Genomic DNA, 13,142 nt, shown 5'->3' with positions numbered 1-13,142 from the left:
CGCGATGGTGGTCACCGAGTCGGGCGCTGCGCGGGCCGAGCCCGCCGCCGCGCCCGCACCCGCCGGCCATTTCCGGCGGCGCCGGTCCTGGCGGCGCCAGCGCAGTGAGGCGCTCTGGGCGTACCTGCTCATCGCCCCGACCGGGCTCGGCCTGGGCGTGTTCTACCTGTGGCCGGTGCTGCAGACGGCGTACTTCTCCTTCACCGAGTGGGGGCCGTTCGGCGGGCACGAGTGGATCGGCCTTGCGAACTACCGGACCCTCGCGGGTGACCGCGAGGTGCTGCGGGCGCTGGGCAACACGACGCTGTACACGGTGCTGGGCCTGGCGGGCATCCCGGTGGCCATCTTCTTCGCCGCGCTGCTCAACCAGCGCCGGCTGCGGGGAGTGTCCGTCTACCGGATGCTGTTCTTCCTGCCGATGGTGACCATGCCGGTCGCCGTCGCGATGGTGTGGCGGTGGCTCTACAACGGCGACTACGGCCTGATCAACTACGCCCTGTCGCTCGTCGGCGTCGACGGTCCGCACTGGATCGCCGATCCGGCCACCGCCCTCTACGCACTGGCGGCGGTCGGCATCTGGACCAGCCTCGGCTACAACCTGGTGATCTTCCTGGCCGGCATGCAGGCGATCCCGCGGGAGTACTACGAGGCCGCCGCGATCGACGGCGCGGGGCGGGTCATGCAGTTCCGCAAGGTCACGCTGCCGCTGCTGTCGCCCTCCATCTTCTTCGTCTCGGTCCTGTCGGTGATCGGCTCGTTGCAGCTGTTCGACCTGGTGTACGTCATCGGCGGCAGCGGCCAGTCCGCCCGCAACAACCCGGCGTACCCACGCATCCAGACGGTCGTCGCGCTGTTCTACGAGAAGGCGTTCTCCAGCAACGACCGCGGCTACGCGGCGGCCATCGTGATGGCCCTGCTCCTGCTGATCGTCACGCTGACCGCGGTGCAGTTCCGGCTTCAACGGAGGTGGGTCCACTATGGCTAGGTCCACGGCCAGGTTCACGGCACGCCGCCGGCATCCCGGGACCCATGCGCTGCTCGCCGCCGGCGCGGCGGTGATGGTCCTCCCGTTCGTCTGGCAGTTCCTCACCTCGCTGAAATCCCTCTCCAGCGCGACGCGGGTGCCGCCGACGATCGAACCGGACTGGCACTGGTCCAACTACGCGCGGGTCTTCGAGCTGCTGCCCTTCGGCGAGCAGTTCCTCAACACCTTGCTCACGGCGGTCGGGCGGACCGCCGGGCAGCTGCTGTTCTGCTCGATGGCCGCGTACGCCTTCGCCCGGCTGCGGTTCCCCGGCCGCAACGTGCTCTTCGGCGTCTTCCTGTCGGTGCTCATGGTGCCGCCGCCGCTGTTCGTCATCCCGCAGTACGAGATCATGGCCAAACTCGGCTGGCTCAACTCCCTGCCGGCGCTGATCGTGCCCGGCCTGTTCAGCGCGTTCGGCGTGTTCCTGTTGCGGCAGTTCTTTCTCGGCCTGCCCAAGGAACTCGACGAGGCGGCCCGGCTGGACGGCGCGTCACCGCTGCGCATCTACTGGTCGGTGATGCTCCCGCTGGCCAAGCCCGGCCTGCTGGCACTGGCCATCCTCGCCATGCTCTGGTCGTGGAACGACCTGTTCTGGCCACTGATCGTCAACACCGACCCGGACAAGATGACCCTGTCCGCGGGGCTCGCCGCGCTGCAGGGCCAGTTCCAGACCGACTACCCGATTCTCATGGCCGGATCGTTGCTCGCCTCGCTGCCGGTCATCGCGGTCTTCTTCGTCATGCAGCGGCACTTCATCGAAGGCATCGCCCTCAGCGGCAACAAGGGCTGACGGCCCACTCAGCACCGGAATGGAGCCGACCATGTCTGACCGACATGGCCGCGGTCGGTCGCGCCTGCGTGCGCTGGCCGCAGCACTCGCACTGATGCTCGCCCCGATCGTGCCCGCGCCGGCCTTCGCCGGCGGGCCCACCACCCGCACCACGACCAGCGCGACCGCCGACGGCGTCGGACAGCGTCTGGCCGTGCCGGCCTACTTCTACCCGGGCGGGGACGGCGCAGCCCTGTGGCAGCGGCTCACCGGCCCGGGCACGGGGATCGCCGTGGCCAACCCGTTCTCCGGGCCCGGCAAGACCCGCGACCCGCTCTACGCCGCCGCGATCGCCGCGGCCCGGGCCGGCGGTGTCACCGTGCTGGGCTACGTGCCCACCGGATACCTGGGCACGACCGGCCGGACGACCCGTCTCGGGCAGACCACCCCGGCGGCCTGGTCCGCCCAGGTACAGCAGGACATCGAGACGTGGTACCGGCTCTACGGCGGCGACGGGCTCGGCGGCATCTTCTTCGACGAGGTACAGAACGTATGCGGCCCCGACGGCGCATATGCCCGTACCTACCGCGCGCTCGACGAGCACACCCGGGCCTGGCACCGTGGCGCCTTCACGGTCGTCAACCCCGGCATCGAGACCGAGCCGTGCTACGCCGACATCGGCGACGTCATCCTCACCTTCGAAGGCACGTACGACACGTACCGGCAGTGGAAGCCGCCGGCGTGGCAGCGCGCGATTGACCCGCGCCGGCTGTGGCACCTGGTGCACGGCACCGCGACGATCGAGCAGCTCGACGACGCGATGCGGCTGAGCAAGCAGCGCAACGCCGGATACGTCTACGTCACCCCGGACGTGCTGGCCAACCCCTGGGACACGCTGCCGCCGCCGGAGTACTGGGCCCGCCAGCTGGCCGCCGCCGCGGACACCGGCCGTCCCGACCGCAACCCGCCGCGGGTCCACGGCGGCCCGGTGCCGGTCCGGGTCGCCTCGACCGAGGTGACCGTCGCGTGGCTGCCGGCCACCGACCCGGGCGGCCGGGTCGCCGGCTACGACGTGCTGCTCGACGGGGCGCGGGTCGCCGGCACGACGGGTGCCGAGCCCCTGGCCACGATCCGCGGCCTGGAGCCGGGGCGTCAGTACCGGGTCGGCGTGCTCGCGCGTGACGTCGCCGGCAACACCTCCGCCCCGAGCCGCTCGACCGTGATCACCACCGCCCGGCCCGACCCGCAGCCACCGGCGGCACCGGCCGGTCTCCGGGCGGTCGAGACCGGGGTCGCGCACGCCGTACTGAGCTGGACGGCCGCACCCGAACGGGACGTCACCGGATACGAGATCAGCCTGAACGGCGCCCGCCTGCTGTCGGTGCCCGCGTGGCTGGCCGGCGCCGAGCCGAGCGTGCCGATCAGCGGGCTGGAGCCGAGCACGGCGTACACCTTCACGGTTGCCGCCCGTGACGCCAGCGGCAACGTCTCCCCCGTGGCCGGGCCGATCACGGTCACCACGGCGACCCCGTCCGGCGATCCGATCACCGCGGCCACCGGCACGATCGGCGCGACCGCGGTGACCTACGAGGCGACCTTCACCCTGCCGTACGACTTCCACCACGTCTTCATCGACGTGGACGGCGACGCGGGCACCGGGTTCGCCACCGCGGGCATCGGCGCCGACCTGCTCATCGAGAACGGCTGGTTCTACCGGCACACCGGCACCGGCTGGAGCTGGGCGCCGGTCGACGGGCCCAGCCCGCTCGTCTCGTCGGCGGACGGCCACTACGTCTGGCAGATCCCGGCGACGATGGCGCCGACCCCGCACCGGGTCGTGTTCCACGGCTCGGGCAGCTCACCGGAGTACACCACCGCGGTCGTCAACGTCACCTGACCGGAGGGAGGATCCGTGTTCGGCAAAGCCTTCCGCCTGTTCTGCGGCGTGGTCGCCCTGACCGCCGCCGTGATCGTCGCGCCGGGTACGCGGCCCGCGCATGCGGCCGCGTTCGAGATCGGCCGGACCCCGTTCTACGGCAAGGTACCCACCCTCAACCAGAACAGCCGCACCGCCTTCTGGTACGGGACTCTCGACCAGGCCAAGACGAACCAGCTCAAGGCGTACGACCTGGTCGTGCTCGAACCGACCCTGCGGGTGCTCAACGTGACCGCCGACCACTTCTACTTCGAGTCCGTCACGAGCGCGCAGGTGCAGGAGATCAAGCGCGGACTGGACGGTGTGCTGGGTACCGCCGACGACGTCATCGTGCTGGGCTACCTCTCCGTCGGCGAGATGCTGCCGAGCATCATTCCCGGCCACAGCGGGCACATGAGCATCCAGAAGGGCATCGAGCTCGGCCTGCTCCCGGCCGGCTACACCGGTCCGTCGGGCCCCCTGCACGGGCCGAATCCGTGGAACTACAACGCCGCCGGCGGCTACCTCGACGTGGAGGGCGGCGCGGCACCGGACGGCACCTACAACGACGGATACGCCGGGTACGCCGGCCTCGGCATCGCCGCCGACTACTCGTCCTGGGGCAACCGGCTCACCTGGCGCAACCGGGGCGTCATGCCGTGGTACCTCGACCAGCAGGGCACCTGGGTCAACGACAGCCGGTACCTCTACGGCGGCTACTGGCGCGACGGCGACGGCACGGTCGACGTCAACCGCACGTACGGCGGCGGCTACATCAACGGCGGCGACCCGGCCTGGCAGCGGTTCGTCACCTACCAGGTCGACAAGATCGTCCACGACGGTGACTACGACGGCGTCTTCCTCGACACCGTCGACACACCCGACCCGGTCGGCGGGGCCGGGCCGTCCGTCTCGTGGGGCCCGCGCGGCAACTTCGGCTTCACCGCCGGCGGCATGATCGATCTCGTCGAGAAGATCAAGGCCGTCGACCCGAGCAAGGTCGTCGCCGCCAACCGCGGCTACTGGTACTTCAACCCGGACGAAGGGACGTCCCGGTTCGCGGACCGCTACCGCCGAGCCATCAACGTCTTCGTCACCGAGTCGTGGTACTACAACACCTACATCCCCGGCTTCTACGACAGCAGCCCGGGCTACGAGAGCAACTGGAACACCGATCCCAGCTCCGCCGGGTACCGCAACCGGGACAACTTTGGCGGATTCTGGAAGACCTACATGAATGCCCAGGCCAACCCGGCCGACGGCTTCAACATCGTGATCATCGACTTCCGGGTGCCGGCCGCCGGCACGCAGAAGTGGATGAACGAGGTGGTGGTCAACTCCGGCTACCTCGGCTATTCGGTCTCCGGCGCCAACCACTTCAACGCCGCTGTCTACGACGACGCGAAGAACTGGCTCGACGCCAACGCAAGGGCCGCACCCGGCCAGGCCGGGGCTCACCCGACCGACCTGTTCGGCGGATTCGTCGCCGACGGCAACACCGGGGAATGGGCGGGCGAGACGCCGATCTACCAGGACCCGGCCGGGGCCAACGCCAAGGGCATCACGAAGGTGTACACCCACTTCGCCGGTGACCGGTTCTTCATGATGATCGAGGCCAAGCAGGCGATCAGCCTGGCCCAGGAGATGATCTACTTCGACTACGACCAGGACGGCCCGTCCGGCTGGCAGCCCTTCTGGCCGACCTCGCCGGACTCCCGGATCTACGTGGAGAACCTCAACCAGGCGTACCTCCTGCCGCACGTGACCGGCCAGGCCGACGTGTTCCGGTTCAGCAGCGCCAACGCGCCCGGCAACCGGGGCTGGCCGGTGCGGATCGTGCAGTCCGGCAGCCGCGCCGAGCTGGAGTTCGACCGCGGCTACATCTTCCCGCAGTCGATGGCCGGCCGGGAGATCTGGACCTGGTTCCGGGTCGCCAACTTCGGCGGCCAGGCCGTGCGGTTCCACGTCCCCGGAGGCACGCCCGCACAGCCGCCGGTCATCGGCAACATCCAGGCGACGAACGTCACGGCCACCTCCGCCACGATCACCTGGAGCACCGACGTGCCGTCCACGACGAGCGTGGAGTACGGCACCAGCGGCTCGTACGGCTCCACCGCCACCGGACCCGGCGGGGTCACCAGCCACACGGTGAACCTCACCGGGCTGGCACCCGGCACGCAGTACCACTTCCGCGTGCTGTCCGCGGCCGGCGCGGCCCCGGCCACCGGCGCCGACCGCACGTTCACCACCGCCTCCGGGCCGGTGCAGCCCGTCATCACCGTCGACGGCTCACCGAACGACTGGGCCGGCGTCGCGCCGGTGCTGACCGGCGGCACGAGCGTGCAGTCGGTGTCGGTGACCAGCAACGGCACCACCCTGTTCCTGCTGGTGCGCGGCACCGGGCTGAACACGCTCGGCCAGTTCCACCTCGACACCGACAACAACCCCGCCACCGGCTACGCCGCGACGGGCTGGAGCAACCCGTCCGGCGCCGACTACATGCTGGAGAACGCCAACCTGTATCGGCACAACGGCGCCGGCTGGTCCTGGACACCGCTCGGCGCGATGAGTTTCGCCCGCAACGACACCACCGTCGAGGCCGCCATCCCACTCGCGAGCCTCGGCCTGAGCACCGGCCGGCAGATCCGGCTCGGCTACCTGAAGAACAACTCGGCAACCGAGCGACTGCCGGCCGGCCCCAACCCCTTCCCCCTCGTCACGGTCTGAAAGGGAGCCATGTCCTCGAGACGAGTGATCGCCGCCGCCCTCGTGGGTGTGCTGGCCATGGTCACGTTCGGCGCGGCGCCGGCACACGCCGCGATCACCGGGCAGACGGCGACCAACACCGCCACCACCGTCACCTATCGCTACCAGTACAGCGGCACGCCCACGTGGCTGCGGGTCTACATCGACACCGACCGCAGCGCGGCCACCGGCTTCGCCACCACCGGCATCGGTGCCGACTACCTGCTGGAGAACGGCACGCTCTTCCGCAACGCCGGCGGCGGCTGGAGCTGGACGGCGGTCACCGCCGTCACGCACACCAGCGGCGGTGGCGTCGCCACCTGGACCGTCAACCGCGCCGACATCGGCGAGACCGCGACGCCCAACGACGCCGACCTGGTCTTCCAGACCGAGGCGCCGCTGGACACCTCGGCCCGCTACACCCACGTCTACAGCGGCTCCGGCAGCGGCGGCGGCACGGTGACCTACCAGGCGGACACCGCCGACATCGCCAACCCCGAGCGGGGCTTCTACCACCACACCGGCGACTGCGACACCAACACCTTCGACCTCGCCACCCTCCAGGGCTACCGCACCAGCCAGCAGACCACGCTCGTCATGTGCGTGTTCTACCTCGCCGCCTTCAAGAACGCGCCGATCAGCGCGGCGGCGCTCGCCCAGTTCCAGCGGCAGGCCGACACCGTGCGCGCCGCCGGGCTGAAGATGATCCTGCGGTTCGCGTACACCACGTCCACCGCCGGCGACGATGCCCCGCTCAGCCGGGTGCTGCAGCACCTCGACCAGCTCGCGCCGTATCTCAGCGCCAACAGCGACGTCATCCACGTCGTGCAGGCCGGCTTCATCGGCGCGTGGGGCGAGTGGTGGTACACCCAGAACTTCGGTGACCAGGGCAGCGTGACCCAGACGGACTGGGCCAACCGCAAGGCGGTCGTGGACAAGCTCCTCAGCGTGCTGCCGGCCAACCGCATGGTCGAGGTGCGCACCCCCAAGTTCAAGCGCACGATGTACGGCACCGGCGCGGTGACGTCCGGCCAGGCGTACGGCGGCACCGCGCTCGCCCGGATCGGGCATCACAACGACTGCTTCCTCGCCAGCGCCGACGACCTCGGCACCTACGAGAACACCGCGGTCGAGTACCCGTACCTGTCGGCGGAGACACAGTTCGTGCCGATGGGCGGCGAGACCTGCCAGCCCAACCCGCCGCGCTCACAGTGCCCGACCGCACTGCAGGAGCTCAGCCAGTTCCACTGGAACTACCTCAACACCGACTACCGGCCGGAGGTGCTCAACGGCTGGACCAGCGGCGGCTGCATGACCACCGTGCGCCGCAGCCTCGGCCACCGGCTCACCCTCACCCAGGGCACGTATCCGGCGACCGCGACGGCCGGCGGCAGCCTGGCGGTCCAGTTCACCGTGCAGAACGCCGGCTGGGCCGCGCCGTTCAACCCGCGTGGACTCACGCTCGTGCTGCGCAACACCGCCTCCGGTGCCGTCTACCTGAAGCCGCTCAACGCCGACCCGCGCCGGTGGGCCGCGGGCACATCCACGACCGTCAACCAAACCGTGTCGCTGTCGGGCGTGCCGGCCGGCAGCTACCGGCTGCTGCTCTGGCTGCCCGACCCGCAGCCCAGCCTGGCCAACCGGCCCGAGTACGCCATCCGGCTCGCCAACACCGGCGTGTGGGAGCCCGCCACCGGTTACAACGACCTGCTGCACACGGTGACCGTCAGATGAGCCACGTCAGGTAGGAGTTCAGCAGAACCGCCGATACGTCCTCCCCGGATGTGAACCCGGGGAGGACGTCCGCGTTGTGCGAGCAGTCAAGTACTTCGGCCTCCTCGCTCCTCAGGGAGCACCTCCATTGAGCGGAACGCTGAACAGGAGTGTCGTGCCACCGCCGGGCGGGCTGGTGATCTCCATTTTGCCGCGGAGTGCCTCGGTGCGGTCTTGCAGGCCGATCAGTCCTGACCCTTTGCTGGTGCTGGCTCCGCCGACGCCGTTGTCGCGGATCGTGAGCCCGAGGGTTGTGTCACCGGCTTCAGCATCGACGTACACCAGGGTGGCCTGGGCGTGTTTGGCGGCGTTGGTGAGTGCCTCGGAGACGATGTAGTACGCGGTGACCTCGACTCGTTCGGGCAGTCGCCGGTCGATGTCCACCGTGAGTTCGACCGGAACCGTGCTGCGGCGGGCAAGCGTCTTGAGCGCCGTGCTCAGCCCGCCCTTGGACAGAATCGCGGGATGGATTCCCCGGGACAGCTCCCGCAGGTCCTCGCAGACGCCGATGAGGCCGTTCACGGCTGATGACAGTTCCTCCTTGACGGTGTCCTGGCTGGGTGGGATCGACGCTTCCACGGTGCGCAGTTGGAGGGCCAGCGAGATGAGACGTTGCTGGGTGCCGTCGTGCAGGTCGCGTTCGAGCTGGCGCCGGGTGTTGTCCGCGGCGGTGACGATACGGGCGCGGGAGGCGGTGAGCTGCGTACGGCTGTGGGCATTGGCGATCGCGGTGGCCAACAGCTCGATGAACTCGACCAGGCGTGCCTCGGTGGCGGCCGGTATCGGCGTGGGCGACGTGGTCGTGACGACGGCCGCGCCCCAGAGACGGCCTTCGACGATCACCGGTACGCCGATCCCCGAGCGGATGCCCAGATCGCGCAGCATCTCGGCGGTGGGGCCGACCGCGGGGTCGTATGTCGTGCGAGCCGAGCGGCCCGTGCGCTTGATGATCCCGGACAGGCAGTCTCCTTCAAGCTGGATGCACGTCCCGGCCGGCGTCTCGGGGATGCCGGGCTCGTTTCGGCCCGAGACGAGCGTGCCGGTGCCGTCCGGCTCGTAGCAGACGAGGCCGGTGTTCTGGGGTCCGCAGATCCTGCACAGCTCCGCGGTGACGGCGTCGAACACCTCGGTCGGCGCGGCTCCGTGTGCGACCAGGGTTGCCACCCGCCGCAACGCGGCCTGCTCCGCCATCAGCCGGCCGGCCTCTTCGCGACTTGCCTGCAGCGCGTTGGTCCGGTCGCATGCCGCACTCAGCAGCGACTCCAGCGGCGGTACGACCCGTTGCCGCAGGCGCTCAAGCGTCCGTGCGGGCAGCTCGGCCGGGACCAGCAGGGTGCCCAGGCGGGCCGCACCATCCCACAACGCCACCGCAGCCCGCCGCTCGTCGCCGGCAACTGCCCCGAGCTCGATGGCTACGAACGGTAGCGCGAACACCCCGGCTATTCGCTGTGCTGCCGGACCGAGGACCGAACGCAGATCGCCGGCGTGCAGCATCTGGCGCGCGAGGTCGGCGACGAGGTCGGCCTCCTGACGTCGTTGCGATGCCTCGGCGGCGTGGAATCGGGACAGGTCTGCCAGGAAGCTGGCCAGGAGCCCGGCCGCGATGAATACCACGACGATCTGCAGGTCCCGCGGTGCGGTGTGGCTGAAATCCCGGTAGGGAGGAGCGTAGAAAGAGTTGAGGGCGGCGGCGCTGGCCACCGAGGTCACCACGGCCAGTTTGGCGCCCCACACGATTGCCACGACCAGGACGCCGCACAGATAGACGACGCTTCGCACGCCTTCGTGAAGGTCCCGGAAGGGGAACATCACGGCGGTCTCCGCGGCGATGAGCACCACGGCGAGCAGAAACCCGAGCGCGAGGGGTGGCGGCTTCGGACGAAGCAACAATGTCGTCAGACGCGCCCGCATCAGCGACGCCCTCCACCCTTGCAACACAACGCGACGGCTGCATCCAGGCGATGACCGGGCTGCTGGGCAGGCGTGGCCATCACGTCGACCACCTAATGGTAGCCCGCAAGCGGCGCCGCGGTTCGTGACGAAATCGCAGGTGGACCCGCGGACGCGCGGGATCACGGCGCGTCCTGCAGGTGGGTGCGGATGACGGTTGAGCGCCGGGATCGCCGAGCGTCCACTATGGACGCCGACCGGCCCCCGGGGCCGCGCTTCCACCGCATCGGCCGGCCCGCCGGTGTAGTTCAGTGTCGCCTGAACGTCACCTGGGATCCGCCCGGGCAGCTGCGGCTACCGGCCGCGCCGGTGTCGTGGCACGGATGCCGTCGAGGAGCACCTGCAGGTAGCGGTCGACCCGCCCGCCCGGCTCGTCGCCGATGCGCAGTGCGAAGACCGTGCCGCAGACCAGGTGGCGCAGGTCCTCGTCGGTGAGATCGGGTCGCAGCAGCCCACCGTGCCTGGCGCGCCCGAGCACGGTCCGGGCCAGTTGCTCGAACTCGTCGCGATGAGCGGTGGTGCCCGGGCTGGCGTCCAGGTCCGGCCCGGTGGAGATGACCTCGGCGAAGGTCGGCTCGGCCAGTTGCTGGGTGAGCAGCGCCCGCAGTAGCAGCTCGACGCCGGCCCAGGCGTCGTCGTGCCGGCTCGCGGCACGCGCGTCGTCGAGCAGGGCGGTGAAGGCGCCCGCGGCGAGGGCCTCGACGAGGGCCCGGCGGGCCGGGAAGTGCCGGTAGACCGTGCCGACGCCCACCCCGGCCCGGCGAGCGACGTCGTTGAGCTGCAGCGACAGATCGCCCGCGGCCACCATCAGGCGGGCCGTGGCCAGCAACCGGTCACGGTTGCGGGCGGCGTCGGCCCGAAGCGTCGCGGTCACGGCGCCAGTCTACCGAACCGGATTGACAATCCGGTTCCAGCCTCCTTCAATCGGAAAGTTGATCCGCTCAAGGCTGACCGCAACCCAGCCCGCAGGGCGTGGAGAGCCAGCTCGCGACCAACCACGCCATCAGGCGAATCGCACAGGCGTCGGGTACAACTCGGCAGTCAGCGGCGGCCCGCCGGCCAGGATCGGTGAGCACGCCAGGCGCCATCGGCGAACCCCAGTGCCGCGCCGACGTTGACGACACCGAGGCTGCGGGCGGCAGGCCGCGTGGCCCCACCTACCAGCGCGGCGAGCGCGCCGATGCCGGTGGCCGCCCGCGCCAGGACGATGCAGTCCCGGTCCACGCGGCGAGCCGCCACCACCGCCTCCACGAGCAGCGCCGCCGGGCCCAGCTCGGTTCCGATCAGCACGTGCGCGCCCCACGGCGGCGGTGAACCGCCGGTGTGGACGCCGAGCCCGCAGTCCGCCGCGGCCAACGCCCGCCGGTCGCCGGACAGCAGCATGACCACCCCGCCGGCGGCCTGGATGTCGCGCACCACGCCTGCCAGGCTCCCGCCGCGCTCCACCAGGGCGTCGGCGTAGTCGGCCCGCGGCCGCTGTTCGTCCGTGGCCAGCAATATCCGGAGCCCGGCGCGGCGGGCCGCGCCGATGACCGGGTCGAGCCGGGGTGCGATGTCCGCCTCGACGGCCAGCACCGCCTCCAAGCGACTCCGGCGGGCCAGACCCAACACCACTTCGGCGCCGGTGTCAGCCAGCCCTCGCCGCTGCCGGACCCCTGTGCGTCCGCGCAGTTCCAGCTTGTCGACCGGGGCCAGCGTCCACTCGCCGGCCTCCCGTACATCCCACGGGTTCTCGGCCGCGAACAGCGCGAAGCCGTGCTCGGCCACCTCGTCGGTGTCGGCACCGGCGAGCGGAACCAGGTCGGTCAGCGCCCAGCGACCCGAGCGCAACGCAGCGCCGTCCAGCACCAGCGTGTCCAGCCGGTCCAGGCGGCGCAGCACCGCCCGATCCATCACCAACGCACCGCTGCGGGCCAGCATCAGCCCGAGGTGCGACGCGAACGCCGCACGACCCGCCTCGGCCGCCTTGGGCAGCGTCGCGAGCCCCACCGCCGCCGCGCGCCGCAGCCCGACCAGCGGCGCAGCCGCCGCCACTACGGCCGCCCCGACGGCCAGTGCCCGTCGCTGGTAGCGCTCCACCGGACCGTCCGGCAGCGGGCGCGGGCGCTCGACCACCACCGGGTCGGCCCCGGCATCCTCCGGACCGCTGATGAGCCGCGGCTCCGCCGCACGCCACGACTGCTGATCCGCGCGGGCCTCCCGCCACCGGCCGACGCGCTCGGCGACGTCCACCACCACGCCCGACCCACCGGCCGCGAGGGCCTGTGCCAACCCGGCGGCCATGGAAACCAACGACTCCGCCCGCTCCTGCCCATGCAGCCGCCTGGCGGCGAACTCCCGTAACCGGGGATGCAGCTCAACGGCGGACACGAGGCCCGCCAACTCGGCGGGCAGCGGCGCCCACGGGGCCACCTGAGTGAGGCCGGCCAGCCCCAACGCGACCGCATCGACCACCAGGTTCGCCAACACACCGGTACGCTGCGGACCCTCGGCAGGGTGCCGCAGCTCCTCCTCGGCGATCTCCTCGTCCACGCTCGTCGGGGTGGACTCGGCGCGCGTCACCAGCGCCACCAACTCCCGGCGCGGCGGCGGCGGATCGGCCACCTCGACCACCACCCGGCACGCCGGCGCGTTCACCCTCGCCCACACCACCCCCGGATGCCGCTCCAACACCCGCTCCACCCGGCGAGCCACCCGTGCACCGTCCACCCCGTGCACCCCATGCGTCTCGATATGCAGCCGGCCAGGGCGCGCCCACACATCACGGCCCCCGCCGGTCAGCCGGCCCGCCACCCCGGTGACCAAGCCGACCGCACCGGAGACCGGAGCAGGCATCCGCAGGCCCAGCAGCACCATGGCCCTCCCCGTACCTGTCGTCCTGCGTCGGTGCCGTCCTCCCCCCATTGGCGGCCACCATGCCGGCGTACCGCCGTGACTGTCGACCACACCCGACCGATCACCCG

At 71.0% G+C, this 13,142-nt stretch carries 8 protein-coding genes; 5 read left to right on the top strand and 3 right to left on the bottom strand.

The genetic code is table 11. The features are described 5' to 3' along the window. Window positions 1–4 precede the first annotated feature (4 nt). The 5 genes from ACQPY0_RS15575 to ACQPY0_RS15555 are packed head-to-tail and all read left to right on the top strand — an operon-like array spanning window position 5 to window position 8,190. Window positions 5–985 carry a carbohydrate ABC transporter permease gene (locus ACQPY0_RS15575; RefSeq protein ID WP_432989303.1) on the top strand — a complete coding sequence of 327 codons (981 nt, stop codon included), beginning with the start codon at window positions 5–7 and terminating at the stop codon, window positions 983–985. Next, complete coding sequence (locus ACQPY0_RS15570) at window positions 978–1,817, top strand: carbohydrate ABC transporter permease (protein WP_432989301.1); 840 nt, start codon at window positions 978–980, stop codon at window positions 1,815–1,817. Before ACQPY0_RS15575 ends, ACQPY0_RS15570 begins: the two co-directional genes overlap by 8 nt. Window positions 1,818–1,848: 31 nt before the next feature. Further along, entirely contained in the window at window positions 1,849–3,693 is a 1,845-nt protein-coding gene (locus tag ACQPY0_RS15565) for a spherulation-specific family 4 protein (protein WP_432989299.1), read from the top strand. A gap of 15 nt (window positions 3,694–3,708) precedes the next feature. Further along, window positions 3,709–6,438, top strand: coding sequence for a fibronectin type III domain-containing protein (locus ACQPY0_RS15560; RefSeq protein ID WP_432989297.1), 2,730 nt, complete (start codon window positions 3,709–3,711; stop codon window positions 6,436–6,438). Between the two features lie 9 nt (window positions 6,439–6,447). After that, a complete protein-coding gene (locus ACQPY0_RS15555; protein ID WP_432989295.1) occupies window positions 6,448–8,190 on the top strand; it encodes a DUF4832 domain-containing protein in 1,743 nt (580 codons plus the stop codon). Between the two features lie 111 nt (window positions 8,191–8,301). On the opposite strand, the gene ACQPY0_RS15550 is transcribed toward ACQPY0_RS15555, so the two are convergent. The 3 genes from ACQPY0_RS15550 to ACQPY0_RS15540 all read right to left on the bottom strand — a co-directional run bounded on the left by ACQPY0_RS15550 (window position 8,302) and on the right by ACQPY0_RS15540 (window position 13,035). Further along, window positions 8,302–10,305: a DUF4118 domain-containing protein gene (locus ACQPY0_RS15550; protein ID WP_432989293.1), complete on the bottom strand. Its 2,004-nt coding sequence runs from the start codon at window positions 10,303–10,305 to the stop codon at window positions 8,302–8,304. 139 nt (window positions 10,306–10,444) lie between these two features. Next, window positions 10,445–11,053: a TetR/AcrR family transcriptional regulator gene (locus tag ACQPY0_RS15545; RefSeq protein ID WP_432989291.1), complete on the bottom strand. Its 609-nt coding sequence runs from the start codon at window positions 11,051–11,053 to the stop codon at window positions 10,445–10,447. Window positions 11,054–11,220: 167 nt separating this feature from the next. After that, a complete protein-coding gene (locus tag ACQPY0_RS15540) occupies window positions 11,221–13,035 on the bottom strand; it encodes a hypothetical protein (protein WP_432989289.1) in 1,815 nt (604 codons plus the stop codon). Window positions 13,036–13,142: the final 107 nt, after the last annotated feature.

This window comes from Dactylosporangium sp. CA-233914, assembly GCF_050942935.1.
In the GTDB taxonomy this organism is placed as follows: domain Bacteria; phylum Actinomycetota; class Actinomycetes; order Mycobacteriales; family Micromonosporaceae; genus Dactylosporangium.
This window is presented reverse-complemented; position numbering and strand designations above follow the sequence as displayed.

Bases quoted from the DNA above. Each gene is read 5' to 3' on its own strand.
- ACQPY0_RS15540 (WP_432989289.1), bottom strand. From the start codon at position 13,035: ATGGTGCTGCTGGGCCTGCGGATGCCTGCTCCGGTCTCCGGTGCGGTC.
- ACQPY0_RS15570 (WP_432989301.1), top strand. From the start codon at position 978: ATGGCTAGGTCCACGGCCAGGTTCACGGCACGCCGCCGGCATCCCGGG.
- ACQPY0_RS15555 (WP_432989295.1), top strand. From the start codon at position 6,448: ATGTCCTCGAGACGAGTGATCGCCGCCGCCCTCGTGGGTGTGCTGGCC.
- ACQPY0_RS15575 (WP_432989303.1), top strand. From the start codon at position 5: ATGGTGGTCACCGAGTCGGGCGCTGCGCGGGCCGAGCCCGCCGCCGCG.
- ACQPY0_RS15565 (WP_432989299.1), top strand. From the start codon at position 1,849: ATGTCTGACCGACATGGCCGCGGTCGGTCGCGCCTGCGTGCGCTGGCC.